Below are 26,127 nucleotides of genomic sequence, written 5' to 3' on the forward strand. Positions count from 1 at the left end.
GGAGTCTGGACTTGACTCAAATAAACGACTATCAAAGCTATGATTGTAAAGATAATAAAAATTACCCATCTATTTTGTATACGCAAATGTACCACCACTTCTATTCTTAATAACTTAAATATATCATAACCGCTTACTAAGAAACATCTATCCACGAAGAATCGTTTCTTACACAATTGTAACGTTAATTTATCATTATAAGAAACACAGTCATACTAATATATTTTGAGTTTTATAATTATCCATTTTCAGTGAAAATTGTTATAATAATATAAATTTAATGGGGAGGTATTTCTTATGGCTAATTTAGAAACGTATTTTAAAAAGAGTCAACCACTAGATGACTATATCGAAAACATGACTGTAAATAAAGACAACGTATTATCGATTTACAATGCATTCACGCCACCTTCAACTGACGACAGAATCGGTCAACTTAAAGACCGTCCCTATTCGAAAGTGTTAGTTATAAGTGAAGATTGGTGTGGCGACGCTATGATGAACTTGCCTATACTAAAGCATATTAGTGAGTCTCTTCAGCTAGAAGTTCGTGTATTCCATAGAGATGAAGATACAGATCTAATTGACCAGTATTTAACAAATGGTACTGCACGTTCGATTCCAATCTTTATCTTTATGAATGATCAATTTGAACAAGTTAGTGTTTGGGGACCAAGAGCGCGTGAAGCTCAAGACTATGTTACGCAACTAAGAGCTGAGAAATTACCTAATAAAGAAGCGCCTGATTATAATGACAAGGAGAAAGAGGTTCACCACGAAATCGCTACTAAATATAAATCAGATTCTGAATTATGGAATCAAGTTTATGATTCCATTATCAGTAAATTAATGCTATAAACGCAAATAAAAACAAATTGGGTAGTGAAGCAGATATTATTTTATTTCTGCTCCACTACCCTCTTTATTTAGGAACAACTTCCTATGCTTGTCTTATATATCTCTTTTAGCTGCATAAGCAATATTCGCAATGAATAAAACAACAATTGATGCTAATGAGATAAACCATTGCCAATTTGAAAATTTAATGCTATCCGTTTGAGATTTCTCAGTTAAATAACTGAAAGGAATATATTTTAGTGATTTTTGAATTTTTTCGCCCCAATCAGGAATCAAACCAATAAAAGGTTGAATAAACGGTACGATAAATACTAAGAAGATGCCTAACGTGAAAATAACTGCTGGTTTTTGAACTATTAATGTAACTAAGAATAATAGTAAACCAAAGAATAGTAAGAAGATAAGATAGAACCATATGTTCGTTAAGAACTTATCTCCGTCTAAATTTTTTCCATCAGTAAATGCTTGTACTAACATTAAAGTAATATATGTGATAAGTGCAAAAATAAAAGAAATTAACACAATTGAAATTGTTTTAGCAATGATATAACCAATTCTATTCTTCACTTTGTTCATATACAGTTGAATCGTACCTTGAGAATAATCACGAGTAATCGTCTTAATCACTACTAGCAAGCCAAAGAATAAGAACATCCAATTTGCCATAGATAAAATTGACGAATAATTTACTTGATCATTATTTCGTGCCATTAAGAATGTTATTAATCCTAAAACTAACCAGATTAATAGTAATGCAATGTAAGTTAGATAACTTTTACAAAAACTCAATATATCATATTTAACTAATTGTAAACTTCTCATTTATTTGTCACCTCTTTGATTAATATTAAAGTACGTATCACGAAGCGAGCTTTTTCTTGTTTCAATATACTTAGGATATAGATCTTTTTGTGCTAAAGATTTGAGTAATTGTTTGTAATCTTTTTGCGCCTTAATCATGATTTCTCCACTATCTTTATGAGATTGAAGTACGTTGAAATGTGCTGTTAAATAGTCAAGCGCTGTGTTAAATTCTTCAACTTCGAATTTAAGTGATGTATGATCTTGAGCGCTACCGTCTTTCATATTAACGTCTTGTACAAAGTTACCGTCACGTAAGAAGACAGCTCTATCACAAATCAATTCTATATCTTCTAATTTATGGCTTGAAATTAATATTTTCATTCCTAAATCATTCACTAATGATTGAATCGTTTCTAAGACATCAATCGAACCATCTGGATCCATACCATTGGTTGGTTCATCTAGTATTAAATATTTCGGTTTATTCATTAATGAAACAGCAATCGCTAGTTTTTGTTTCATACCCATTGAATATTTTTTTACCTTTTTCTTAATGTATGGTCTCATACCAAATGCGTCTATAATTTTATCTGTATAATCTTTGTCGAAACCTTTTCCTAGAACCTGAGCAAATAATCTCAAGTTATTTAAACCTGTTTTATTATCATAGAGCTTTGGATGTTCAATAAGATAACCTACGTTCTCGCTATCGTTTAATTGAACCTTTCCTTTGAAATTAATAATATTACCATTCATTACTTTCATTAATGTTGTTTTACCAACACCATTTTTACCAATTAAACCTACAATTTGACTATCTCCAAAATCAAAATTGATATTATCTAAAACATCATTATCTCCATATGTTTTTGTAATGTTTTCTAATTTCATGTAAGCCCTCCTTTATTTTCACGCTGATTGATACGTTTTAATTGAATCAAATAGTTTATAATCATCCAAATAATACTTAAAATCAATAAACCGTAATTGTAATAGACGTCTAACACATTATAGGTATAGTAGTGTTGGAACACGAGTATATTAATAACTGCGAATACCGTTGTTATTGCAAATGGTATAGCCAACATCATAATCATAATATATGGTGCATAAGCTATGCCTTCACGCTTTCTTTCAGTGTTCCTACTAAATGCAATTGGAATGCTGAAAAAATTCACGAATATAAAAGCTATTGCAGTTGAATACCTTAAATCTCCAAAATCTATATTGGACGATTGAAAATTATATAATGCGATAATACATCCACCAAATAACGTTAACACAATACATGTAATATAATTTGCGTTGAGCATATCTTTCTTAGAAACAGGTAAGCTTTCGTAAAATAAATACGAACTTTTTCCACCTAACCTTCTATGCAGTCTAAATAAATGTCCAGAATCTAAAATGCTGACAACCATTAATGTGATAGCAATGGGTGCATAGAACAGAAAATAAAGTTCGGTTTTAGAAAGTACCAATGCATATAGTGGATTAAAGAGCAATAACGCAAGATAAATGACTATTGTTACACTTCGACATTTAAAATTTCTAATTAATAATTGCTTCATTTTACCAACCTACTTTGCTGAAATTCTTGTTGATTGTCACGCAGATGAGATTTTTCGATATAAATCATTAGTTCTTCTATTGTAGGTTGTTGAATATTAACGTTGTTTGCAAACAATTCTTTAAACACTTGAGCATGTTGCGTAAATCCTTTAAATCCAGTCGATTTCACTTCTTTATAAAGAAATAAACGATTTAATTCTTCGTCTAAATCTTCATTATCACCTTGTACTATTGCGTATTGTTCTTGTAATTGATGGCGGAATCCTTGCATGATAATTTCTCCATTTTTTATGTGTACAAGATAGTCAGCAATTTTTTCTAGGTCTGAAATGATATGCGTTGAAATAAATAATGTCTTATTTTCATCGAGTAGTTCACTTTGTAATATTTCTAACACTTCATTGCGAACGATTGGGTCTAAACCTGCAGTTGGCTCATCCAAAATGAATAATTCTGCATGGTGACTCAAAGCAAGCGCTAGTGACAATTTCATTTTCATACCTGTTGAGAAATGCTTAATTTTATCATTAAAAGGTAGTTTAAATTTCTCTAAGTAATATTTGAACGTTTCTGAATCCCAATCACTATAAAATGGTGATACCATTTTTTCTAGTTTTTTTGGAGTCCATTGTTGATTAAAGTAAATTTCAGAATAAACAAAACCTAATTTATTTTTAATCCATTTCGGTTTATTTGTAATTCGTTCACCGAAAATGAAAATATCACCATTACTAGGTTCTAATATATCCATTATCAACCGAATCATTGTCGTTTTTCCTGCGCCGTTAGCCCCAATGAACCCAGTTACAAATCCTTGAGGAATATTGAATGAAAGATTGCTAATTGAAAATGCTTTATTTTGATACGATACATTTTTTACTTCAATGACATTCATTCTTCTTCCTCCTCATAAATTAAAGTTAATATTTCTTTTAATTCTTTCAGAGGCATATCGATTGTTTTAGCTTCTTTGATCATTAATCGAGCAAGGTTTTCTATTACAAAGAATTGCTTTTCTTTTAATATTGAACTATCTTGTTCTTTAACAAAGGTGCCTTTACCTCGAACAGTTGTAACAAATCCATCTTTTTCTAAATCTTCGTAAGCTCTCTTAGTCGTGATTAGACTCACTTGCAAATCTTTTGCCAGCTCCCGCATCGAAGGTAAGTGGCTACCAGCTTCAACATAGCCTTTTAAAATATTTTCTTTGATTTGTTGCTTGATTTGTTCATAAATGGGTTGTTCACTGGTGTTTTTTAGAATAATTTTCATTGATGTCCCCCTTTAATAACTGTATATACATAATATACACACTATATACACGTTTGTAAAGTCATATACGTAAATATCCCTATAAAACAAAGTTATTAAGATAAATTGTATATATATAATAGATACAATAAAAAAGTGGGAGTGGGACAGAATTCTTTTAAATTCGTCATCCACTCCCAGCTTACTTTTCTTGTAGAATTTCTTAGTGAAATTCTCTTTGTTGGGGCCCCGCCCGCAAGGTTGACTAAAACTGAGAAACGCTTGACTTAAACGCTTTTTCAAATCAGTCAGCTACTGCGAATCTGCAAAATAGCATGAGTATATTATTTATGTCTGAGATTCTTAAAGTGCTATTTTTTATTTTTCTTTCTATCATTACTACGATTAATAAAAGCACATATCATAAACATGATTGCAGCTAATAATAATTTAACGCCTTGATCTTCATGTCCTGAAGCTTGTAAGTAATAACCAATAACAAATAAGACAATTGCCAAGGTCACGAAAATCTTAGTTAAATGTTTCATCATAATTAACACCTCAATAACCGTATTATAACAAACATCAAGAAATATTACGGTTTCAATAGATATTTAAAATTGAAAATATGCTTCCATATGTTAAAATTTAAGTGTATCCACGAATTACATTACACAGCCCCTAACTTGTAACGGCAAGTTAGGGGCCTTTGTGTATGGTCATCTACTTATCTTTCCACTTAGATTCTAACCAAACACGAAATATGACGAGTATACCACCCGTAATCAGTGTCACCATACCCTCTAATAGCCACGACATTACACTACACCTCCAAATGAAAAGTGTCATATCTTATGATGACCTGTCATCATTTTAACACAAAAAGCGAACAAATGTTCGATTTATAAGAATCTTAACTATCAATTCTATGTAATCATAATAGGAACACTTTATCTTTATGACATTTAAAGATAATATATTATTAAACACTAAAAAAAGTGAGGTTAAATAAATGAACCCATTAGCTCAAAACTTAAATAATCAACTTGTTGATGATTGTCCTGAAATTTTAAGTATGCTTTCAACGCTAGGCCAATCTATGTACTATCCAAAAGGTATATTATCTCAATCGGCTGATGCTAAAAAAACAAAATACAATGCGACAATTGGTATGGCTACAAATAAAGATGGAAAAATGTATGCTGATACGTTATTTGATGTCTATAATCATCTATCACCTGATGACGTATTTCCATATGCACCACCACAAGGATTAGAAGCTTTAAGAGATTTATGGCAAGATAAAATGCTCAAAGAAAATCCTGATTTATCAAAAGAAACGATTAGTAGACCAATTGTCACTAATGCGTTGACTCATGGTTTATCTCTAATTGCTGATTTATTTGTAGAAAGTGGCGATACGATCTTAGTACCTACACACAATTGGGGTAACTATAAATTAATATATGAAACACGTCATTCAGCAAATATTGAGACATATTCAATATTTAATCAAGAAGGTCACTATACAACAAATGATTTAGTAACTACTTTAGACAACTACAATCAAGATAAAGTCGTTCTCATTCTGAATTACCCTAACAATCCTACTGGTTATACACCGAACAAAGATGAAGTTGCAACTATAGTATCAACTATTCGTTCACTTGCTGAAAAGGGCACAAAAGTGATAGCTGTTGTTGACGATGCTTACTACGGTTTATTTTATGAAGATGTGTATCGCCAATCTATATTTACTGCGTTAAATCAAATTGAATCAAATAATATATTACCGATTCGTTTAGATGGCGCTACTAAAGAATTCTTTGCTTGGGGACTACGTGTTGGTTTCCTTACATTTGGTCTAAGCAATCATACAGCTAAAGAAGTGTTAGAGGCGAAAGTTAAAGGTTTAATACGAAGTAATATTTCAAGTGGACCAATGCCTTCACAAAGTGCTATTAAATACGTCTTAGAACATCATGACCAATTTGACAAAGAAATTCAACAAAATATTGATACTTTACAACAACGATATGAAGTAACTAAGTCAGTTGTATATGATGATAAATACAAAAATCATTGGCAAGCATATGATTTTAACTCAGGTTATTTCATGGCAGTCAAAGTCAATGGCGTAAATCCTGAAGAACTTCGTACGCATTTAATCAATGAATATTCAATTGGAATCATTGCTTTAAATGACTCTGATATCCGAATTGCGTTTAGTTGTATTGAAAAAGATGATATTCCGCATGTGTTTGAATCAATCGCAAAAGCAATAGATGATTTAAAGTAAACAATTGATAAAATGAAGTAATGTAATTATGATGTTAAGAAAAAGTTCTCATATTCGATTAATTCATTCTTTCAGAACGACAAAACAACTCGAAAACTGTGATCTTAATGGTAATTATTTTTTCAATATTGCTTATTATTACTTTTATCTCAACGTCATATCATTTGTATCTTTACGCATTTACGTCAACTGGACACGTGCCCAAAAATTTATATTTTTTCATAGGATCACTCATTTTATTTATTCTATTTGGAGCATGGTTACTAGATTTATTATAATTTTTTCTATTATCATTCTTAAGTAATGTAAAAAACGAGTCTTGGTTATAATGCCAAGACTCGTTTTTATTCTAGATAGTATCGTTTTTCATAAAGTTATCATCTTATAAAAGTTATCTATCTAATTCTGTTTTCTTCCACTTTCTAATTTTGGTTCTAAATGTCTTAAATGGTGCTACTGTGTTAATATGAATCCACTTCCAAACTGGCCATTTGGAAGGCGTTGATGAAGCCCATTGCCTTTTATCACTCTCAAATAATGTTTTATCATCTAAACTTTTAATTAATTCAATCATGCTATCTACTTCTTCATTAAACTGATTAATAAGTTGTTCTAATGTGTAATTTGAGTAGGTTTGATAAAATTCTTGATATAGTCCCCCTAAATTATTCCACTTATAATTCGGGCTAGGTGTTACAACGGATATATTATTTTTATTATCCCTTTCCCAAGATTGAATTAAATTTAACCATCCTAACTGATATGCAATCATTTGCGCTGGTGTCCTATCAATACCAGTTTTATATATATCCTTTTCTGCTTCTGATACATCACTAAATTCGTGAATAAATAAATCGGCTCTTTTCCTAATTTCAATTATTAAAGCATCTTTATCCGCATAAGTTTGCATCTCATCACCACCAATTATTTATATACTTATTATATAATATTCCATCCAATTAAAATATGTATTTATCAACTATAATTTAAACCTAAATTTAATATTTTTATTATTAAAATATTTTCATCTATCAAAAAACGCTTTTCAAAAGAAGTCATCTTTTGAAAAGCGCTTATGTTACTAAATCAAATTAGCTTATAATGTAGTTTGATTCAAACCATTTTATTGTATAATTATTGATTTAATTTGTAGTTAATAAGATTCATTTAAAATTTCTTCATTTAACCTGCTTCTTTAATTTTCTAATATGCTTGGATCTGTGAACCAGTAATCCTCTGCTTTATAAGAAATAACATGTCCATGGACAGCATCAATGTTTTGCCATGTCTTTCATTTTTCAAAATCAAAATTACTATTTTTTTAATAATCTTCTTAATACAGGGCTTCAGTTTAATAGTCTTATCTTATTTCCTACTAACTAACATTATTCAAAAATCTTATTTAAAGACATAATATGTCTTTTCTATTTGTTAATTTGTATTGAGCACTACTTAAAAAAGTAGTTTTAATAATTATCAAGGAGGAAATCTAAAATTTTATTAACATCAGCATTAGCAGGACCAATATTATTTATAGGGGGTGGAGCAAGTCAACATGTACATGCAGCTGATAGTGTAGTAAACACTAACAATGCGACTAATATCGCTATTGAAGTTATGAATAAAAATGGTAATGATGGCCCTAGATTAGAAAATTATTATGATGTAGAAAATAAAGGGAATTACTATTTAGTTCAGTATGGTAATAAATCTGGTGCTGGAACTGGAGCTATAAGGGTTTATAAAAACGGCGATGTAACTAAAGAAAGTGGATACAATGCTACTATTGACAAAGGTAACTTCACTTATATTGGCAAATATGATTTGGACAAATCTTTGAATAGCCAAAAGCTATCTAACAATAATTATCAATCAGTTCAAAATACTAAAAAAACTACATCAACTAACGACAACAGAAATATAACAAATGGAATTGACATTCCCTAAATGAATCTAAACCAACTAGTAAATCTTTACCAGAAACAGGTAAGCAATCTAATTCTAATTTAATTTCTATTGTCGCTTCTATATTATTAGCCGCTGGTTCTTTATTAGCATATGGGCGACTTTCTATATCTAAATAATTATTATCATAAGATATTAACATTACTTATTCGGAGGATCATTTATGAAACGTAAATTAATTTATTTTATCTCAATTACTTGCTTAGTATTATTACTTGCTGCATGTGGTAATGGACTAAAAGAAGGAAAATATAATTTTGCACAGAGTAGTGGTATTGACTATTTAAATAGCGACATGGTTTTGGAGGTTCCAAAAGATAATGCCAATACAGCTAAATTAACATATGGTGGCGAAACATTAAAAGTTACAATAAAAGGTGGAAAAATGATATTTTCAGATGGTAATGATAAAGAAAGTATAAATTATAAAGTTGAAGAAAATGGTGAAACTATCAAATTAGATGGCGGAGAAGGTCATAATGCAATATTTAGAAAACATTAACAACCCTAAAATCCTTTAAATTTGTTTCAAAGCCATTTTAACATGTTTTATTAGTCATATTTTATATATCGTTTTAAAGTAAATCTTAAAAATACCAACCCTTTTTTAAGTACAATAAAAGGGTAGCTTATTCAGCTACCCTTTTCCTATTCTATCATAATATATTTGTCGTTTTACATCATGCCTGGCATGCCACCCATACCTGGATTGTCATTATTATCTGGTTCAGGGATAGTTGCAACTACTGCTTCTGTAGTTAAGAACATCGCAGCAACACTTGCAGCATGTTGTAATGCAGAACGCGTTACTTTTGTAGGGTCAACGATGCCTTCTTCAAGCATATTTACCCATTCATTCGTTGCGGCATTGAATCCAACACCGGCATCTGCATGTTTTAATCTCTCAACAATAACTGAACCTTCAAGACCAGCATTCTCAGCAATTTGACGTACAGGTGCAGATAACGCTTTAAGTACGATATTCACGCCTGTTGCCACATCACCTTCCGCTTCTATTTCTTCTACTTTATTATAGATGTTTACTAATGCCGTACCACCACCGGCAACGATGCCTTCCTCAACTGCAGCACGTGTAGAGTTTAAAGCATCTTCAATACGTAATTTACGTTCTTTCAATTCAGTTTCAGATGCAGCTCCGACTTTAATTACTGCAACACCGCCAGCTAATTTAGCTAAACGTTCTTGTAATTTTTCTCTATCAAAATCAGAATCCGTTTCTTCAATTTGTGCTTTGATTTGACTGACACGTGCATCAATACTATTGTCATCTCCATCGCCATCGACAACTGTAGTATTATCTTTAGTTACTTCAACTTTGTTGGCAGTACCTAGCATATCAATAGATGCGTCTTTTAATTCTAAACCTAAATCATCCGTAATAACTGTAGCGCCAGTTAGGATTGCTAAGTCTTCTAACATCGCTTTACGACGATCACCAAAACCAGGTGCTTTAACTGCAACTGCAGTAAATGTACCACGCATACGGTTTAATACGATATTAGTTAAAGCATCACCTTCAACTTCGTCAGCTACAATTAAAATTGGACGACTTGATTGCACGACTTGTTCTAATAAAGGTAAGATATCTTGGAAAGAAGAGATTTTTTTATCTGTCACTAAAATATATGGTCTTTCTAATTCAGCAATCATTTTATCTGAATCTGTAACCATGTATGGTGATTGATATCCTCTATCAAACTGCATACCTTCAACAACTTCTAATTCTGTATCTAGTCCATTTGATTCTTCAATTGTAATAACACCGTCATTACCCACTTTATCCATTGCTTCAGAAATATATTTGCCAATTTCTTCATCTGCTGCTGAAATAGCACCAACTTGCGCAATTTCATTTTTATTTTCTACTTTTTGAGAGATATCGTGTAGTGCTTGTACCGCTACTCTTACAGCTTTATCGATACCTTCACGCAGTCCTACTGGGTTCGCACCACTTGTGACGTTTTTTAACCCTTCTTGAATCATGGCTTGAGCTAATACAGTTGCTGTTGTAGTGCCATCACCAGCAATTTCATTTGTTTTATTCGCTACTTCTTGAACTAATTTCGCACCCATATTTTCGTAAGGATCTTCTAATTCAATTTCTTTGGCAATTGTAACACCATCATTTGTAATTAATGGTGCGACATACTCTTTATCTAAAACTACATTACGTCCTTTAGGTCCAATTGTAACTTTAACGGCATTGGCTAATTTATCTACACCACGTAACATTGCTTGTCTTGCATCTTCAGAAAATTTTAAGTCTTTAGCCATTTAATGTACCTCCATTATGTCAATAAATTTAATGTTGATTATTTATAAAATTTTAGTCTTCAATAATAGCAAGTAGATCTTCAACATTTAAAATTAAGTATGTTTCATCTCCACGTTTAACTTCTGAACCAGCGTATTCTTGGAATACTACTCGGTCTCCTTCTTTAACCTCTGGAGCAACCCTTTCACCATTGTCTAGAACTCGTCCAGTTCCAACAGCTACTACTACACCTTCGTTAGACTTTTCTTTCGCACTGTCAGTAAGTACAATGCCACTTTTTGTTGTTTGTTCTTGTTCTTTGCGTTCAATAATCACACGATTTCCTAATGGTTTAAGCATGATCGTTCCTCCTTAACAGGTTCCTTTTTAGCACTCGAAATAATTGAGTGCTAATCTACATCTTATATTAATCAAATTTGGTCAATTTTTCAAGCGAAAGGATTATCTATATTTTGTATAACATACAAATTTACGATAAACTAACTAATGTTGATTATTATTTTTGGAGGAATAGAATGAAGAGAATTTGGGTAGCATTTCTTACCATTGTTATTTATGCTTTAGCACAGTTCTTACCCTTATTAATACAGCATTTACCTTTCTTTAGTAATTTAAAAGGGATGGAACTTGCAAAAGCTGGCGTTTATACTCAAGTGATTTTATTTGTAATCGCGGCTTTATTAATTATTTGGTTAAACAGTATCATTAAAAATCCAACTAGATTAGAGCAAGGATATAAAGAACCTAAACGCTACATTTTACCATGGGCTTTACTAGGATTTGTTGTAGTTATGATATACCAAATGGTAGCTAGTCTAATCACTATGTGGTTAGTCGGTCAACCACAGCAAAGTCCTAATACTGAGAGAATAATGGCAATTGCTAAACAGCTTCCAGTATTCATATTATTAATCTCAATTGTCGGTCCAATACTAGAAGAATATATATTCAGAAAAGTTATATTCGGTGAAATTTATAATAAAATTAAAGGAAACCGAATTGTCGCATTTTTAATTGCTTCTATTGTAAGTTCAATTTTATTTGCAATCGCACATAATGATGTTAAATTTTTCTTCATATACTTTGGAATGGGCATGTTATTCTCGCTTGCTTATGTCTTGACTAAACGCATTGCAGTTCCAATTATTATCCACATGCTACAAAATGGTTTTGTAGTTGCAGTCCAATTTTTCTTTGGTGATACGGTTAAGCAGTTACAAGAACAAAGTAATTTTATTGTTCATTTATTTATGTAAAAGTTAACGGGAGTGGGACAGAATTCTGTCCCACTCCTGTTTTTCTTTTAGTTTTTAATTTTTCTATAAATAAATCCACCAGTGACGCCTATGAAAATCACAATTATAAATGTGATTAAAGCTATATTAATGTTTTTATATTTATCATTATTTTCCGCTTCTTTACTCTCCTCTTTACTATCTATAATTTTATCTTCATCGTGACTCTGAATATCAGCCTCTTCTTCTTTATCCCTATCACTTGGTTTTTTCAAGTCTGGCATTGAGCCAATTTCACCCGTGATGAGTGCCAATACTTGCTCATCTAAATTTTTGTAATATTTTTTTGAGTTTAATGGATTAAAATACTCAAATCTAAAGTAGTTTGAGCCTTTTTGCAAGTAATCTAAATATTGATTATTAAATGATTGTTTGCGAAAAAGTCTATAAAAATCTTGATTTGAAATGTACTCATTATTATTGCCTAACCTATTAACCTGATTAATGATATATGGGTTATATTTATATGAACCATTAGCCAAATCATTTAATCTGTTTAAAAGTGCCGATTGACTATAGAATGGAAATTGATTTTGTCTATGATCATTATTTGTATAGACTTCCGTATCATTTTGGTTATGATGATGTTGTAAACGTCCACCATAATACCATTGATTAGTCGTAGTTGAACCATTCATTTCTGATTGATTTTGGCGTTTATTCGGATATATATGATGAATCATTGAATCAGACACATTATGATCGTGATGTGACCAAGTCGGTTGTTGTCCTTGATCAGTTCCATAATTATTTTCTTGTGGATTATGATTTGTCATTTCATTTGGATTTGAATGTCCTGAGTGTTCATCCTGGTGATTTCCGTGATTATTTGAACTATGATTGTTAGAACTACCATTGGAATGGTTTTGCGAACCATTGTTTGAACCGTTTTGTCCAGAACCTGTGTTGTGTTCACCTTGATTAGAGCCAGAATGTGTAATCCCATCATGGTTTGGTGGTTGCTGAGGATTACCACTTTCTCCTGGCTTATTTCCTTCATCTGGTTTATCTGTTCCTTGATTGCCTGGCTTGCTTCCTCCATTATGTTGACCTGAATCATCATTCCCTGGCTTACTTCCTTCACCAGGTTGATCCTTTCCAGACGCTCCAGGTTTGTCTTCTTCACCTGGTTTATCCGTTTCTTGATTGCCTGGTTGATTTGATTCGCCCTCACCTGGCTTGTTTCCTTCGTCTGGTTTGTCTGTATCACTATCCCCGGGCTGGCCTTCTCCTTCTTGATTACCTGAGTTATTTTCCCCAGGTTGATCTTTATCACCAGGATGCGTTGTATCGTCCTCATCAGAGTTGTTGCCTTCATCTGGTTTATTCGTTTCGTTCTCACCGGGTTTGTGTTCTTCATTTGGATTGTCTACATCTTGATTTCCGGGATTGATTTCTCCTTCTTGGTTACCTGGATGACTATTTCCTGGTTTACTTGAATTTTCCTCGGTATCATTGCCATCATCGTTCTCCGGTTGACTGTTTTCAGTTGAATTATCATGATTCATAGTATTGTCATGATCTGACTGCGTATCACCATTATCTTCAGTAGATGGTTTCATCTCTCCATGGTTTTGACTATCTGAGTTTTTTTCTGAAGCAGCAGTATTTTGGGTATCAGATTGATGATTGTCATAATGGTCATTCTGATTATTTAAATCATTTTGTGTACGTGTATCTGTAGTAACCGCATTCTGATTAACCTCATCTGTAGCCGGTTGATTTTTATCTGCAGCTTTCACCTCGTTCTCATGACCTATCACAGATGTACTCAATGCTAAAATCAGGCTAGTTTGGGCTAATTTCTTTTTCATCAATCTTCCACCTCCTTGTGTTTTATAACACTTTCAGTATAAAGAATATTTATCTATTATGCATGGATATATGATTAATGATAAAAAATATTAATACTTTTGACATTTTTTGTAAAAAAACATTTTACAAATACTAGTATAATATTTATACTTAGGATATAACTTATACAAACAAAGGAGATTTTACATGGGCTTATTTAGCAAATCGAAAACGAAACCATTTTTACAAGAGATTGAAGATAGACGTACAATTTATAGTACAGAAACTACCATTTCAATTAGTGACAAAGAACTCGAAGATATGATTGAACATATCATTAAATACACACCTTCAGCTTTTAACTCTCAATCTACAAGAATTGTATTATTATTAAATGATCAACATCATAAATTCTGGGATAATACTAAAACTGTATTAAAAGATGTTATGGGTCCTGATCGTGATTTCGCTCCAACCGAGCAACGCATTGATGGCTTCAAACATGCTTATGGTACAATTCTTTATTTTGAAGACGAAGATGTTATTAAAGGCTTGCAAGAACAAATGCCAAATTATGCTGATAACTTTGCAAACTGGTCAGTTCAAACGAATGCAATGCACCAATTTGCTATCTGGACTGCTTTAAGTTCAAAAGGTATTGGCGCTTCTTTACAACACTACAATCCATTAGTTGATCAAATTACTACACAATCATTTGATATCCCAGCTTCATGGAAACTTGTAGCTCAAATGCCGTTCGGAGATATCCGTGAACAAGCTGGCGAGAAAGAAATTCAACCTACTGACAACAGATTCATCGTTAAAAAATAATTTATCTATAACTTACTTAGTTAAATCAATCATTAAAGACTCAATTTCTACTTAGACACTTTGTTCTATTTGAAGTTGAGTCTTTTTTAACGTATTTTTCTATAGCATCTGCATAGATTAAGAAACTCGCTCAATTTTTGATTTTCTTTTTTTAATTTAGTAAATTAGAGTTAATCTTGGGATGAGGAGATTTTAAAATGAAAGTACAAATATTTCAATTTTATGTTGAATACGGTAACGTTGAAAAAAATGAAAATAAAATTAAAAGTTGGTTTGAAAATAAATTAGAAGCAGATACAGAGGTCGTTGTTCTGCCGGAAATGTGGAATAACGGTTATGCATTAAATGAGTTGAACCAAAAAGCTGATAGAGAACTTAGCCGCAGTTTCCCATTCATTCAATCATTAGCACAACAATATCATGTCGATATTGTCGCTGGTTCCGTTTCTAATATTAGAAATGGTAAAGTTTATAATACTGCATTTACTGTTTCTAGAGAAGGACATCGAATTAATAAGTACGATAAAGTTCATTTAGTCCCTATGTTGGATGAACCGACATATTTAGAAGATGGTAAAGCAGTCCCAGAGCCATTTTCACTTTCATCAGGTACGCTAGCAACACAAATTATTTGTTACGATTTACGTTTCCCTGAGTTATTGCGATATCCAGCGCGCAATGGTACACAAGTTGCATTTTATGTTGCACAATGGCCTACACCAAGGTTAAATCATTGGAAAGCCCTGCTTCAAGCACGTGCAATTGAAAATGATATGTTTATTGTTGCATGTAATGGAACGGGAAACGATGGTAATACAGACTATGCTGGTCATTCTATGATTATCAATCCAAATGGTGAGATTTTAGCTGAACTGGGTAACGAAGAAGATACTATTGCTCATAATATCGATCTTAAAGAAGTTGATATTCAACGCGAGACTATCCCTGTATTTAAAAATTTAAAACCAAATTTATATAAATAGTGCAACATACTGTATCCAATCGTTTGGGTACAGTTTTTATTAACGACAAAAGTCGCGAGCTTGGGAGGAACTCGCGACTTTCATATTAAGGGAATGTTTTTTACAGTTATTTCAATCTTTGGGGATGTTATTAATTATGAAAATTCTACAATAGCTTACATCCTGAAAATATTTAACTTCTATATCATACAATAGCTAAGTTAAATACCTTCCACTGAGTTTCAACTTCAGTAACTTTGCTTGTTTCATTAATAAGTTGGGATGGCTTATTAATGAATACGTTTAACTACACGAAGAAAACAAATTAAGATAACTTCTAAATAAATTAGAAGCTTCTTTATTAATAATGTTCGATGGGACATTACTAATATTGAAATGGTTAACCAAAACCATTCACAACACTTACAACATATGGTAATAGGATTAATGATTTTGCAACTACAAACAAAACCATTTACCTCGATTACCAAAACAATAACTATTAAATTTAAAGACTAAGATTATTAAGTTTTTATCACTCGTAAGTGATATGAGTCTATTTAAACATAACCTTCCAATTTATTTTTAATTATTTCTTAAATCGCATGTTTTTATACATAACTGTAATATTTTATATGTTAAAATATTACTTGTAATTTCAATATAACAGTTAAGTATTTATTTTGAACAGTTACGCATAACCCCCCAGACCAATTGCGCTAAATTGTATAATCAATATAAGGAGAGTGGCACGCTATTGAAAGCAATTGATAAAAAGATTGAGCAATTCGCATTATACTTGCAACGTAAAAACAACCTAGATCATATTCAATTTTTAAAAGTGAAATTGGGATTACAAGTCGTTGTAAGCAATCTTGCTAAAACAATTGTGACCTATGGTGTTGCACTTATCTTCCATACATTTCTATACACTTTATTTACACATGTTAGTTATTTTTTAGTTAGACGTTATGCACATGGGGCACATGCAAAATCATCATTGTTATGTCATGTTCAAAATTTAATATTTTTTGTCGCTTTACCTTGGGTAGTTGTCTACATTAATCTAAATGTGGGTATAATATATTTGGCTAGTATTGTGGCTTTTGTATTAATAGTACTATTTGCTCCATCAGCCACAAAGAAACAACCAATACCACTACACTTAGTAAAACGAAAAAAATTATACTCTGTTATTTTAGCAATGGTATTAATAACTATTTCTATAGTTTTACCAGTGCCTTTCAAAGAACTTATTGTATTAGGGATATTTTTAGAAAGTTTAACGTTATTACCAATCTTTTATTCTGAGGAGGATAATTAATATGAATTTATTAACTATGTTATTCGCAAAAGTATTTAGCTTTATCTTTGGGTTAGTAGGAACATTCTCTGTTCAAGATGTGTGCAGTTTTTATTTTGATGAACCAGAAGTACCTAAAGAATTACAAGATTTATCTAAAAAATAATTAAAGAAAGTGTTAGAAATGAATCTTTTAGACTTTGTTCCATTATCAATTTTTCAATCAGTAATGTTAATCTTGGTCTCAAAAATTATTATAGATATTAAATTTAGTAAGAGGGATTATTTAACTTGTATAAGTATTATAATCCCTTGTACTATTTTATTTTATTATGTAGATAGAAAATCAGTATTAGTTCTTATAATTTCTGTCATGCTTTTCTTCTGTCTGAAGTCGGGTTTATGGTCCATATTATCAGTTTTATTATCAACACTTATAATGTATATTAGTAATTTTTTCACGCTTACTATATATGTGATAACTAATAACAATATGAAAATTAGATTTCTTGAAATTGTTGTCTATATGGTTTCATTTTTTATAATCGCAATGATATGCGCCTATTCCATTAGATTTCTATTGAAAAAGCTAAAAAAGACATATTTATTTTTTAACAATATATATATAATTCTTATCTCTGTTTTTCTAATTTTTTCAATCATTTCATTGTATCTTTATACTCAAAAATTCTATTTGGATTCAGAAGGATTAAGATTATTCGCTTATGTATTTTTAGGGATTCTATTCTTTTTAATACTTTGTATAATCATAATTACATATACAACTCATCGAGAACTTCGTTATAAACGTAATATGGAAGAGATTGAAACATATTATGAATATACTTTACAAATTGAATCAATTAACAATGAAATGCGTAAGTTTAGACATGATTATGTAAATATTTTAACTACAATGTCTGAGTATATTCGTGAAGATGACATGCCTGGGCTAAGACAATACTTCAATGAAAATATTGTACCTATGAAAGATAATCTTCAAATGAAATCAATTAAAATTAATGGTACTGAGAATTTAAAAGTACGTGCGATTAAAGGCTTAGTTACCACTAAGATTTTACAAGCTCAAGAGAAGAACATTCCTATCAGTATAGAGGTGCCTGAGTTAGTAGAACATATAGAAATGAACACGATTGATCTTAGTCGTATCATTGGAATCATTACGGATAATGCAATTGAAGCATCAGAGACGCTTGAAGATGCATTGATTCGTATAGCATTTATTAATACTGAGACGTCTGTTATGTTTATTGTTATGAATAAGTGCCAAGAAGATATGCCTCGTATTCACGAATTATTCCAAGAACGCTTTTCAACTAAAGGAGAAAACAGAGGTCTAGGATTAAGCACGTTGAAAGAAATCACTGATTCTACTGACAATGTGTTACTCGATACGACGATAGAAAATGGCTACTTTGTGCAAAAAGTAGAAATCATAAATAATTAGTCATAAGGATGTGTAATCATGAAAATATTCATTTGTGAAGATGATGTAAAACAACGCGAAAATATGGTTTCAATTATTAACAATTATATAATGATTGAAGAAAAACCAATGGAAATTGCGCTGGCAACAGATGATCCTTATGAAGTCATTGAAAAATCTAAAGAAATGAATGATGTTGGATGCTACTTTTTAGACATTCAATTAGAGGCTGATATCAACGGGATAAAATTAGGTAGTGAAATTCGTAAATATGACCCTATTGGAAACATCATTTTTGTTACAAGTCATAGCGAGTTAACATACTTAACGTTTGTATATAAAGTTTCAGCAATGGATTTTATCTTTAAAGATGATCCTAGTCAGTTGCAATCGAGAATTATTGATTGTTTAGAAACAGCGCATACACGCTTAAAATTATTGTCTAAAGAAAGTAATGTTGAGACGATAGAATTAAAACGAGGTAGTAATTCTATCTATGTTCAATATGATGACGTCATGTTTTTCGAATCATCTACAAAATCACATCGTTTGATTGCACACCTAGATAATCGTCAAATTGAGTTTTATGGTAACTTAAAAGAACTCGCACAATTGGATGATCGTTTCTTTAGATGTCATAACAGTTTCGTTGTTAACCGTCATAATATTGAATCTATTGATTCAAAAGAACGTATTGTTAACTTTAAAAATGGCGAGCACTGTTTTGCATCTGTTCGTAATGTTAAAAAAATATAGTTGAATATACACAATCAAAATATTCTATAAGTAGATTAATTTAGAAGCGGGACAATGAATTTATCACTGTCCCGCTTCTTTTCTCATTATTTTAATTCTGACGTAACTTCTTCAAGTGTTGGAATACTCTCAATGGCACCATATTTTGTTGTAACTTTTGCTGCTACGAAGTTACTGAATTGCAGTATGGCTTGCCCTTCTTCCTTAAGCAATTTAGTCATATTCACTTCATCACTTAATAATATTCTGCTAATTGCTGCTCCAATAAAGGCATCTCCTGCGCCTGTCGTATCAACGGCTTTTACTTTAAATCCTTCATGATATATCTTAGTTCCATCTTTTAAAATAATACTAGCGCCATTTGGACCTTGTGTATAAATAACTGCTACAACCGATCCTTGGAATAATGACTGAATTGCACTTTCTTCATCCACTTCGCCAGTAATAAATTCAAGTTCCTCATCTGAAACTTTTATGATATTCGCTTTAGGAATGAACGCCTGTATCGTTTCTTTACATGCTTCAGCACTATGCCAAAGCGGTAAACGTACATTAGGATCAAAAACGATGGTGCCATTAGCTGATTTAAATTTATCAATCATAGCTTGATGCGCTTCTTTCATATCACTTTCAACTAAATCAACAGAACAGAAATGTAGGATATCATTTGGATTAATTGATATTTCGTCTAAATAGTCCGCTTTATAAAGCATATCAGCAGAAGGTTTACGATAAAATGAAAAATCTCTTTGTCCATCTTCTTTTAAGCTTACAAATGCTAATGCCGTATTTGCTACATCTGTTCTTCTAATGAATTGAGTACCTACACCTAGATTGCTTAAAGTTTCAACTATAATATCACCAAATGCATCATTACCTAATTGCGTCACCATTTCAGTAGATGCTCCCATTTTACGTGCTACACTTACTACATTTGCAGGTGCACCCCCAACTTGTCGACTAAATTGTTCAACATCTTTAAGTTCAGAGTTCTTCACATTTGGTATAAAATCTATTAATGCTTCACCTATTCCGTATAACTTTCTCATTTTTTAATCATCCTTAAGTTCATATTTAGTGAATTTTAAATAAACTTGTCCTGTTTCTGTTGATGTTTCTATACCTGTAGCATTTTCATCTGGAAATATTCTTGAAGTTAAAACACGTTCGCCGTCATTGCAAAATATCTCAATGCTTGATGTATCAACAAATATTTGTAATTGGCTCAATGGAGATTTTAAAATTGTACTTCTTGTTAAATCTTGAACATTATCTGGCAATAATCCACTTTCCGTGCGATCCAATGTAAGCTTTTGCTCGCTTGTATTATAGATAATTTTGGTGTTATTTAACTTTGATGTACGTAATTCAAAATAAATTTCTGACGCATCATTTTCAAGAATATCAATAATCAGTTCATACTGTGTACCTTCATATGGATGTAATTTTCGATTAAATTTATTAGCATAACCTAGTGCTGTTTCTTTATTTTTACGTAACTTTTCAAGCCCTTTAAACGGACGTTGTCGCAGTTGATTATCCTCAATTGTCAGCACCCTAGGTATTGTTAAACAATGTGCCCATCCTTCATCATCGGTAGGATAATTGATTTCAGGTAACCCCATCCATCCAATTAATATTCTATTACCATTTTCATCTAAAAATGTTTGTGGCGCGTAAAAATCAAAACCATTATCTAGCTCTATAAAGTCTCCATGTTCAAATGATAATGTGTCGAAATCTATATCCCCTATCAAATATCCAGATTGATATATATTTCTAAATTGATTACCCTGTGCTTCAATTCCTTGGGGACTGAAAAGTATGATATCTTTAGAATTCAAATTAAAATAGTCAGGACATTCCCACATATAGCCAAAGTTTTTTAAATTTGTTTCAAGTTCTCCACAAAAAGACCATTGCTTTAATTGTTTATCTTTCGTCTTGTAAATTAAACAACGACCTTGTTCATCATTTGTTTGGGCACCAATTATCGCATAATATTCACCATTCAATTCAAACACTTTAGGATCTCTAAAATGACTTGTATATCCCTCTGGTTGTGAAGCGATAACGGGTTTATCAAATTTTGTAATTGTACCGTCATTTTCTACTTTCGCAATCATCTGACTAGCATAACGTTCCCATTGATCATCACGACGATTACCTGTGTATATGTAATATAAGTCACCTTCATGTTCAAAAGCACTGCCACTATAAACACCGTGACTATCATAATATGTATCTGGTTTTAATACGGCACCCTGTGGTTCGAACGTCACTAAATCGTCACTCGTATAATTAAACCAATACTTCAATCCATGTACAGCACCAAGTGGAAACCATTGATGTGAAACATAATATTTGCCATTATGATAAATTAAACCATTAGGATCATTGAGCAAACCTGTTTCAGGTTGGATATGAAATGTCTGACGAAATCTTGACGTTTCGACTTGCCGTTTAAGATGCTCTAGGTACTTTTTATCTACGTCTTCAATGCGACGATAACGTTCTTCTCTTGACCATTCAGCCATATTATTCCTCCATCATTGATAAATTAAATCTAAGTTTATTATTATTCTATCATCGACTATGGTATCGGTTCCATAGATTTATGTAATTTAAAGTGTCTATATTTCAACCGGGATTATGGTTTTTGACACGACATTTTTAGAAAAAATTAATTCATTTAATTGTTTCATAGCATGCGTGCCAGCTTTATAATAATTAAATTTAACAGTCGTAATCGTAGGCGTGACGAGTTGCGTCATTGGGTCTCCTCCAAAACCATAAATTTGATAGTTCTCAGGTGTATTGGGGTGTTGAGAATAAAACTTATGAATTGCTAATGCTATAGGATCTGTTGCACCAATTAATACGTCAATATTACATGTATGATTTAACTTTTCAGCAACATCATTTTTAGCCTCTTCATATTTAAAAGATGTTACATAAATTTGAGGATGAATATCATATTGTTTTAAAGCATCAATAATACCTTGCTTTCGTTGTATACCCACAGCAACATCTTCTTCACTAACTCCAAAGAATACGACGTTTCGAAATTGTTGATGCCCTATTTGTTCACCTACAATGTATCCTGCTTGATAATCATCATGAATAATACTATGTAATTCAGGATGCGACTGACCGACTAGAATAACTGGTACATCTAATTTCTGAATCACTTCTAAATGTTTATTTGTTAAAGTAGTAGCCATTAATATGATGCCATCTACCTTACTTCTTGAAAAGGTCTCAAGTGCTTCAATCTCAGCATGAACATCTAAACCAGTATAATTAAGTAATAATTGATATTGATGTTGATGGCATACCGATACAATGCCTTTAACTGTCTCATCCACTGCATGTGAATTCATTCTTGGTATAATAGCACCGATCATATGTGTATGCTTGGCTCTTAAACTTTGCGCAAATTGATTTGGTTGGTAATCATGCTCAGCTATGATACGACTTAACTTTTCCTTCGTATGCGGGCTAACTGAGCCGTCATTTAAAAAGCGGGAGACCGTGCTTTTAGATACTCCCGCTAATTTTGCGATATCTGATATATTTTTCATTAGATTAATCACCTAAATTAACTGTCATTTAAGCATTATTTTATCACATAACTATTCTTATAAAATACTGTTTAGTATATGAATCACTAATAAAACTATCAATATCTTTTATTCAGTTTGTTTAATTCACCATAAAAATACGCTTTCTCACCATGAACAAGTTGATCCAATCCTGTCTTATCTTCTTCTTCAGTGGTTGCAATAGGCATGATACTTTGTAAAATCTTACCTATAATCCAAGTTAAAACCACCGTGTAACATAAAACCACGAGCACAGCTATAACTTGAATCAACACTGAGTGAATGTCTCCGTTATAGATAAATCCGTTTGATATATCATGATTAACATGTTGTGATTGAAACACGCCAGTAAGAATAGCACCAACGATACCTCCTGCACCATGAATACCAAAAGCATCAAGTGTATCGTTATATTTATATTTCACTTTAATCACATTAATAACGAAATAACAAACGATGCCACCCGCAAATGCAATAACAAATGCGTTGAAATAATTCACATAGCCTGCTGCAGGTGTAATAGCGACTAAGCCAGCTAAGACACCTGATAATAAACCTAGTAGGCTTATTTTCTTAGTCATAAGGTACTCAATGATTAACCAACTAAACGCACCACCACTTGCCGCAATAATTGTATTTACAAATGATGTTAGTGCAACATCATTTAACGTATATGCACTTCCTGTGTTAAAACCATACCAACCGATCCAAACTAAAATACCACCAATTAAAGTGATTAAAAGATTATGTGGCTGTATTTTTTCAATTTTTTTACCATTACCTATCATAATCGCTAAAATAAGGCCTGAGAGACCAGATGTGATATATACAACTGTACCACCAGCATAATCTAAAGCACCAAGTTGTTGTATCCATCCTCCGCCCCATACCCAATGCGCAACTGGGCTATATATCAAAATCACCCACAAGAATATAAAAATAATAAACGGAAAGAATTTCATACGTTCAGCAATTGAACCTGAGAGTATTGAAACTGCTATTGTGCAAAACATCATTTGGAACAACATAAATAATGCAAACGGGATGTGTGGACTTAATTGGTCATTGACTGCAAAACCAACATGTTGTAGGCCAATCAAATCGAAATTACCTATAAAAGCATTGCCTGTTCCAAAACTTAATGAAAAACCTAATGTAACCCATGTAAACGTCACGATAATCATTGCTGCCATACTTTGCATAACTGTGTTTAGGACATTCTTTGATTGAACTAACCCACCATAAAACAAGCTAAGCCCAGGGGTCATTACCCAAACAAGTAAAGTGCAAAGAAATAAAAAAATTGTGTCATCCATCTTCATAATTACCACTTCCTTTGAAAATATCATAATGATACTTCAAAGAAATAGCAAAAATACGTAAGATAAAATGACACAATATGTTACATAATATAACAGTGTTTTAATCACTTATTTCGTTTTAAGCTTTTTGAATTGTAATTGTCCAAGATGCATCATCTAATTGTTCATAATTCGTAACTGGATAACCTTGTTCAGCCGCCCAATTTGGAATAGCTTCTGTTGCTTGCGTACAATCGAAATCTATTTTAAGTTCATCACCATTATCTAATGTTTGCATTTTCTTTTGTGCTTCGATAAGTGGGAATGGACATACCATACCTACTGTACCTAATTCATATAACATTGTTATTCCTCCAATTAATTATGTTGTTTGTGTTTGTTTTGGAACTGCAGTAGTTTGAGATTGTGATGTTTGTTTTTCTAACTTTTTCATTGGTCTAATGAAAATAAAGTAACTCATAAACCATACACCTAAAATCATAGAACCTAGTGCAATCCAGCCTTTCCAAGACATAATAGCTGTTTCTACTAAGCCATTACCAATTGAACAACCACCTGCTACTGAGGCACCGAATCCCATGCAAATACCACCAATAGCACTATTACGAATCGTCTTCTTATCAGGTAATCGCCATTTGAATTCACGCGATCCTCTAGCAGCGATATATGACCCTAAAAAGATACCTAATATTAATAGTACACCCCAATCTATTAACTGAGTATCTCCTGTAATTAAAAACGTAATTAAGTTTGCTGATGGTGTTGTGATGCCTAAACCATAATCTCTACCAGTTGACATACTCATCGGCCAAGCAATTAATGCTATCAAACCAACTGCTATACCAGCTACAAATGGGTGGTATCGTTTTTCAAATAAATAATGTCTCAAGCCACTATATTTTTGCTTAAGCTTTGGAACCGCAAATTTGGGTTTAGGTTTGCGTAACGTTTTAGTTACAAAAATAATCGTGATGATCGTTAATATTAACGTAAATACCCACATTGGAATACCCGTTGTCTGAGACATATTGGCATTGATATTTGTAGGTTGATTTATCCACGTCATCACTGGAAGCAGCACACCTGTTTTAGTAATTGCCGCAGTTACTGCATATAACACGAGTGCTACCCAACTTCCAATTAAACCTTCACCAGCACGATACCATGTACCTGTAGCACAGCCTCCTGCTAATACAATACCTATTCCAAATATAAACGCACCAATGATGGTACCAATAATTGGAAATGTACTATCAGGTATTGAAATAAGATTTAACCCAGTTAAAATAAGTAGTCCTATACTTTGGACTGTAATAGCTACTAATAAAGCATAAAACATTTTGTTATTTTTTTGAACATACATGTCTCTAAAGCCACCAGCTAGACAAAAACGTGTACGTTGCATAACAAACCCTAATAATATTCCAACGATAAGACCACTAATAATCATCCATATCACTATTAATTCATCCTTTCCCGATTATTTTACTAAGGTATTATAATCAATTGTACTAAATTTGGCAACTTCTTAAAATAAAATGCTTCTAGCGATTTTTCACACGACCTATAAATTATTGCATTGGATTCACTCAATGTTGGCTAACAAAACATACTAAGATTAGCTATGAAGAAATCTATGACGATAGATTTTTTCACAGCTATTTTTTATAGTTGTAGAGAGAAGTAGACTGTGCGCTCCCTTGGATTTTAAATCCGTATTAAAAAACTAGTCAGCTTTAATCTCGACTTATGAAATTCGGTTGTAGT

At 32.0% G+C, this 26,127-nt stretch carries 28 protein-coding genes and 2 pseudogenes; 12 read left to right on the forward strand and 18 right to left on the reverse strand.

Features of this window, described 5'->3' with window-relative positions:
• The first annotated feature begins 297 nt into the window (after window positions 1-297).
• Entirely contained in the window at window positions 298-858 is a 561-nt protein-coding gene (locus tag KA909_RS12170) for a thioredoxin family protein (RefSeq protein ID WP_053030405.1), read from the forward strand.
• A gap of 93 nt (window positions 859-951) precedes the next feature.
• On the opposite strand, the gene pmtD is transcribed toward KA909_RS12170, so the two are convergent.
• From pmtD to KA909_RS13590, 7 genes are all read right to left on the reverse strand, one after another.
• Window positions 952-1,680, reverse strand: a complete 729-nt coding sequence (gene pmtD, locus KA909_RS12175; protein WP_075109318.1) for a phenol-soluble modulin export ABC transporter permease subunit PmtD — start codon at window positions 1,678-1,680, stop codon at window positions 952-954.
• Entirely contained in the window at window positions 1,681-2,553 is an 873-nt protein-coding gene (pmtC, locus tag KA909_RS12180; RefSeq protein ID WP_193839139.1) for a phenol-soluble modulin export ABC transporter ATP-binding protein PmtC, read from the reverse strand.
• A complete protein-coding gene (pmtB, locus tag KA909_RS12185) occupies window positions 2,550-3,233 on the reverse strand; it encodes a phenol-soluble modulin export ABC transporter permease subunit PmtB (RefSeq protein WP_193839138.1) in 684 nt (227 codons plus the stop codon). The genes pmtC and pmtB overlap by 4 nt, the downstream gene beginning before the upstream one ends.
• On the reverse strand, window positions 3,230-4,129 hold the full coding sequence (gene pmtA, locus KA909_RS12190; protein WP_193839137.1) for a phenol-soluble modulin export ABC transporter ATP-binding protein PmtA: 900 nt from the start codon (window positions 4,127-4,129) through the stop codon (window positions 3,230-3,232). The genes pmtB and pmtA overlap by 4 nt, the downstream gene beginning before the upstream one ends.
• A complete protein-coding gene (gene pmtR, locus KA909_RS12195; protein ID WP_053030410.1) occupies window positions 4,126-4,506 on the reverse strand; it encodes a PSM export ABC transporter transcriptional regulator PmtR in 381 nt (126 codons plus the stop codon). Before pmtR ends, pmtA begins: the two co-directional genes overlap by 4 nt.
• Window positions 4,507-4,856: 350 nt before the next feature.
• Window positions 4,857-5,033 (reverse strand): SE1626 family protein, encoded by a 177-nt coding sequence (locus tag KA909_RS12200; RefSeq protein ID WP_107629928.1) that lies wholly within the window; start codon window positions 5,031-5,033, stop codon window positions 4,857-4,859.
• A gap of 175 nt (window positions 5,034-5,208) precedes the next feature.
• Window positions 5,209-5,304 carry a Trp-rich small protein gene (locus KA909_RS13590; protein ID WP_228480641.1) on the reverse strand — a complete coding sequence of 32 codons (96 nt, stop codon included), beginning with the start codon at window positions 5,302-5,304 and terminating at the stop codon, window positions 5,209-5,211.
• A 193-nt stretch (window positions 5,305-5,497) separates the two neighbouring features.
• Here KA909_RS13590 and KA909_RS12205 point away from each other — a divergent pair, with 193 nt between their 5' ends.
• Window positions 5,498-6,784: an aminotransferase class I/II-fold pyridoxal phosphate-dependent enzyme gene (locus KA909_RS12205; protein WP_193839136.1), complete on the forward strand. Its 1,287-nt coding sequence runs from the start codon at window positions 5,498-5,500 to the stop codon at window positions 6,782-6,784.
• A 391-nt stretch (window positions 6,785-7,175) separates the two neighbouring features.
• Here KA909_RS12205 and KA909_RS12210 read toward each other — a convergent pair whose 3' ends face one another.
• Together KA909_RS12210 and KA909_RS12215 are read right to left on the reverse strand one after the other, a co-directional pair.
• Entirely contained in the window at window positions 7,176-7,694 is a 519-nt protein-coding gene (locus KA909_RS12210) for a ClbS/DfsB family four-helix bundle protein (protein ID WP_193839135.1), read from the reverse strand.
• A 285-nt stretch (window positions 7,695-7,979) separates the two neighbouring features.
• Window positions 7,980-8,093 (reverse strand): annotated as a pseudogene (locus tag KA909_RS12215) (iron-hydroxamate ABC transporter substrate-binding protein); the annotation flags it as partial.
• A 308-nt stretch (window positions 8,094-8,401) separates the two neighbouring features.
• Between KA909_RS12215 and KA909_RS12220 the strand changes: the two are divergent.
• The 3 genes and pseudogenes from KA909_RS12220 to KA909_RS12230 all read left to right on the forward strand — a co-directional run bounded on the left by KA909_RS12220 (window position 8,402) and on the right by KA909_RS12230 (window position 9,251).
• On the forward strand, window positions 8,402-8,731 hold the full coding sequence (locus KA909_RS12220) for a hypothetical protein (protein WP_193839134.1): 330 nt from the start codon (window positions 8,402-8,404) through the stop codon (window positions 8,729-8,731).
• 17 nt (window positions 8,732-8,748) lie between these two features.
• A pseudogene (locus KA909_RS13880) lies at window positions 8,749-8,868 on the forward strand (LPXTG cell wall anchor domain-containing protein); the annotation flags it as partial.
• 44 nt (window positions 8,869-8,912) lie between these two features.
• Window positions 8,913-9,251, forward strand: coding sequence for a hypothetical protein (locus tag KA909_RS12230; RefSeq protein WP_193839133.1), 339 nt, complete (start codon window positions 8,913-8,915; stop codon window positions 9,249-9,251).
• A gap of 173 nt (window positions 9,252-9,424) precedes the next feature.
• Here the strand turns inward: KA909_RS12230 and groL are convergent, their stop codons facing one another.
• Both groL and groES read right to left on the reverse strand, forming a co-directional pair.
• Window positions 9,425-11,044 carry a chaperonin GroEL gene (groL, locus tag KA909_RS12235; protein WP_075109233.1) on the reverse strand — a complete coding sequence of 540 codons (1,620 nt, stop codon included), beginning with the start codon at window positions 11,042-11,044 and terminating at the stop codon, window positions 9,425-9,427.
• 52 nt (window positions 11,045-11,096) lie between these two features.
• Window positions 11,097-11,384: a co-chaperone GroES gene (gene groES, locus KA909_RS12240; protein WP_053030415.1), complete on the reverse strand. Its 288-nt coding sequence runs from the start codon at window positions 11,382-11,384 to the stop codon at window positions 11,097-11,099.
• A 176-nt stretch (window positions 11,385-11,560) separates the two neighbouring features.
• Here groES and mroQ point away from each other — a divergent pair, with 176 nt between their 5' ends.
• Window positions 11,561-12,301 (forward strand): intramembrane glutamic endopeptidase MroQ, encoded by a 741-nt coding sequence (mroQ, locus tag KA909_RS12245; RefSeq protein WP_193839132.1) that lies wholly within the window; start codon window positions 11,561-11,563, stop codon window positions 12,299-12,301.
• A gap of 47 nt (window positions 12,302-12,348) precedes the next feature.
• On the opposite strand, the gene KA909_RS12250 is transcribed toward mroQ, so the two are convergent.
• Window positions 12,349-14,154, reverse strand: a complete 1,806-nt coding sequence (locus KA909_RS12250; protein ID WP_210130273.1) for an SdrH family protein — start codon at window positions 14,152-14,154, stop codon at window positions 12,349-12,351.
• A 187-nt stretch (window positions 14,155-14,341) separates the two neighbouring features.
• Here KA909_RS12250 and KA909_RS12255 point away from each other — a divergent pair, with 187 nt between their 5' ends.
• From KA909_RS12255 to agrA, 6 genes are all read left to right on the forward strand, one after another.
• The gene (locus KA909_RS12255; protein ID WP_053030418.1) at window positions 14,342-14,965 is read left to right on the forward strand and encodes a nitroreductase family protein; all 624 of its coding nucleotides are present in this window, start codon (window positions 14,342-14,344) and stop codon (window positions 14,963-14,965) included.
• 197 nt (window positions 14,966-15,162) lie between these two features.
• A complete protein-coding gene (locus KA909_RS12260) occupies window positions 15,163-15,948 on the forward strand; it encodes a carbon-nitrogen family hydrolase (protein ID WP_193839130.1) in 786 nt (261 codons plus the stop codon).
• A gap of 736 nt (window positions 15,949-16,684) precedes the next feature.
• Window positions 16,685-17,251, forward strand: coding sequence for an accessory gene regulator AgrB (locus KA909_RS12265; protein ID WP_193839962.1), 567 nt, complete (start codon window positions 16,685-16,687; stop codon window positions 17,249-17,251).
• A 1-nt stretch (window position 17,252) separates the two neighbouring features.
• Window positions 17,253-17,396, forward strand: a complete 144-nt coding sequence (gene agrD, locus KA909_RS12270) for a cyclic lactone autoinducer peptide AgrD (protein ID WP_070855048.1) — start codon at window positions 17,253-17,255, stop codon at window positions 17,394-17,396.
• A gap of 18 nt (window positions 17,397-17,414) precedes the next feature.
• A complete protein-coding gene (gene agrC / locus KA909_RS12275) occupies window positions 17,415-18,698 on the forward strand; it encodes a quorum-sensing sensor histidine kinase AgrC (RefSeq protein WP_193839129.1) in 1,284 nt (427 codons plus the stop codon).
• Between the two features lie 18 nt (window positions 18,699-18,716).
• Complete coding sequence (gene agrA, locus KA909_RS12280) at window positions 18,717-19,433, forward strand: quorum-sensing response regulator AgrA (protein WP_053030422.1); 717 nt, start codon at window positions 18,717-18,719, stop codon at window positions 19,431-19,433.
• 86 nt (window positions 19,434-19,519) lie between these two features.
• Here the strand turns inward: agrA and KA909_RS12285 are convergent, their stop codons facing one another.
• From KA909_RS12285 to KA909_RS12310, 6 genes are all read right to left on the reverse strand, one after another.
• Window positions 19,520-20,482: a carbohydrate kinase family protein gene (locus tag KA909_RS12285; RefSeq protein ID WP_210130274.1), complete on the reverse strand. Its 963-nt coding sequence runs from the start codon at window positions 20,480-20,482 to the stop codon at window positions 19,520-19,522.
• A 3-nt stretch (window positions 20,483-20,485) separates the two neighbouring features.
• The gene (locus KA909_RS12290; RefSeq protein ID WP_193839127.1) at window positions 20,486-21,970 is read right to left on the reverse strand and encodes a sucrose-6-phosphate hydrolase; all 1,485 of its coding nucleotides are present in this window, start codon (window positions 21,968-21,970) and stop codon (window positions 20,486-20,488) included.
• 96 nt (window positions 21,971-22,066) lie between these two features.
• Window positions 22,067-23,017 (reverse strand): LacI family DNA-binding transcriptional regulator, encoded by a 951-nt coding sequence (locus tag KA909_RS12295; protein WP_210130275.1) that lies wholly within the window; start codon window positions 23,015-23,017, stop codon window positions 22,067-22,069.
• Window positions 23,018-23,115: 98 nt separating this feature from the next.
• A complete protein-coding gene (locus tag KA909_RS12300) occupies window positions 23,116-24,360 on the reverse strand; it encodes an ammonium transporter (protein ID WP_210130276.1) in 1,245 nt (414 codons plus the stop codon).
• A 118-nt stretch (window positions 24,361-24,478) separates the two neighbouring features.
• Window positions 24,479-24,703: a sulfurtransferase TusA family protein gene (locus KA909_RS12305; protein WP_011275296.1), complete on the reverse strand. Its 225-nt coding sequence runs from the start codon at window positions 24,701-24,703 to the stop codon at window positions 24,479-24,481.
• Window positions 24,704-24,721: 18 nt separating this feature from the next.
• The gene (locus KA909_RS12310; RefSeq protein WP_053030430.1) at window positions 24,722-25,819 is read right to left on the reverse strand and encodes a YeeE/YedE family protein; all 1,098 of its coding nucleotides are present in this window, start codon (window positions 25,817-25,819) and stop codon (window positions 24,722-24,724) included.
• Window positions 25,820-26,127 lie beyond the last annotated feature (308 nt).

The sequence above is a fragment of the Staphylococcus sp. GDX8P54P genome (assembly GCF_017893165.1).
In the GTDB taxonomy this organism is placed as follows: Bacteria; Bacillota; Bacilli; order Staphylococcales; family Staphylococcaceae; genus Staphylococcus; species Staphylococcus borealis.

Excerpts from the sequence above, each read along its gene's own strand:
- KA909_RS12170 (WP_053030405.1), top strand. The coding sequence starts at position 298 with ATGGCTAATTTAGAAACGTATTTTAAAAAGAGTCAACCACTAGATGAC.
- pmtD (WP_075109318.1), bottom strand. The coding sequence starts at position 1,680 with ATGAGAAGTTTACAATTAGTTAAATATGATATATTGAGTTTTTGTAAA.
- pmtC (WP_193839139.1), bottom strand. The coding sequence starts at position 2,553 with ATGAAATTAGAAAACATTACAAAAACATATGGAGATAATGATGTTTTA.
- pmtB (WP_193839138.1), bottom strand. The coding sequence starts at position 3,233 with ATGAAGCAATTATTAATTAGAAATTTTAAATGTCGAAGTGTAACAATA.
- pmtA (WP_193839137.1), bottom strand. The coding sequence starts at position 4,129 with ATGAATGTCATTGAAGTAAAAAATGTATCGTATCAAAATAAAGCATTT.
- pmtR (WP_053030410.1), bottom strand. The coding sequence starts at position 4,506 with ATGAAAATTATTCTAAAAAACACCAGTGAACAACCCATTTATGAACAA.
- KA909_RS12200 (WP_107629928.1), bottom strand. The coding sequence starts at position 5,033 with ATGAAACATTTAACTAAGATTTTCGTGACCTTGGCAATTGTCTTATTT.
- KA909_RS13590 (WP_228480641.1), bottom strand. The coding sequence starts at position 5,304 with ATGTCGTGGCTATTAGAGGGTATGGTGACACTGATTACGGGTGGTATA.
- KA909_RS12205 (WP_193839136.1), top strand. The coding sequence starts at position 5,498 with ATGAACCCATTAGCTCAAAACTTAAATAATCAACTTGTTGATGATTGT.
- KA909_RS12210 (WP_193839135.1), bottom strand. The coding sequence starts at position 7,694 with ATGCAAACTTATGCGGATAAAGATGCTTTAATAATTGAAATTAGGAAA.
- KA909_RS12220 (WP_193839134.1), top strand. The coding sequence starts at position 8,402 with ATGAATAAAAATGGTAATGATGGCCCTAGATTAGAAAATTATTATGAT.
- KA909_RS12230 (WP_193839133.1), top strand. The coding sequence starts at position 8,913 with ATGAAACGTAAATTAATTTATTTTATCTCAATTACTTGCTTAGTATTA.
- groL (WP_075109233.1), bottom strand. The coding sequence starts at position 11,044 with ATGGCTAAAGACTTAAAATTTTCTGAAGATGCAAGACAAGCAATGTTA.
- groES (WP_053030415.1), bottom strand. The coding sequence starts at position 11,384 with ATGCTTAAACCATTAGGAAATCGTGTGATTATTGAACGCAAAGAACAA.
- mroQ (WP_193839132.1), top strand. The coding sequence starts at position 11,561 with ATGAAGAGAATTTGGGTAGCATTTCTTACCATTGTTATTTATGCTTTA.
- KA909_RS12250 (WP_210130273.1), bottom strand. The coding sequence starts at position 14,154 with ATGAAAAAGAAATTAGCCCAAACTAGCCTGATTTTAGCATTGAGTACA.
- KA909_RS12255 (WP_053030418.1), top strand. The coding sequence starts at position 14,342 with ATGGGCTTATTTAGCAAATCGAAAACGAAACCATTTTTACAAGAGATT.
- KA909_RS12260 (WP_193839130.1), top strand. The coding sequence starts at position 15,163 with ATGAAAGTACAAATATTTCAATTTTATGTTGAATACGGTAACGTTGAA.
- agrD (WP_070855048.1), top strand. The coding sequence starts at position 17,253 with ATGAATTTATTAACTATGTTATTCGCAAAAGTATTTAGCTTTATCTTT.
- agrC (WP_193839129.1), top strand. The coding sequence starts at position 17,415 with ATGAATCTTTTAGACTTTGTTCCATTATCAATTTTTCAATCAGTAATG.
- agrA (WP_053030422.1), top strand. The coding sequence starts at position 18,717 with ATGAAAATATTCATTTGTGAAGATGATGTAAAACAACGCGAAAATATG.
- KA909_RS12285 (WP_210130274.1), bottom strand. The coding sequence starts at position 20,482 with ATGAGAAAGTTATACGGAATAGGTGAAGCATTAATAGATTTTATACCA.
- KA909_RS12290 (WP_193839127.1), bottom strand. The coding sequence starts at position 21,970 with ATGGCTGAATGGTCAAGAGAAGAACGTTATCGTCGCATTGAAGACGTA.
- KA909_RS12295 (WP_210130275.1), bottom strand. The coding sequence starts at position 23,017 with ATGAAAAATATATCAGATATCGCAAAATTAGCGGGAGTATCTAAAAGC.
- KA909_RS12300 (WP_210130276.1), bottom strand. The coding sequence starts at position 24,360 with ATGAAGATGGATGACACAATTTTTTTATTTCTTTGCACTTTACTTGTT.
- KA909_RS12305 (WP_011275296.1), bottom strand. The coding sequence starts at position 24,703 with ATGTTATATGAATTAGGTACAGTAGGTATGGTATGTCCATTCCCACTT.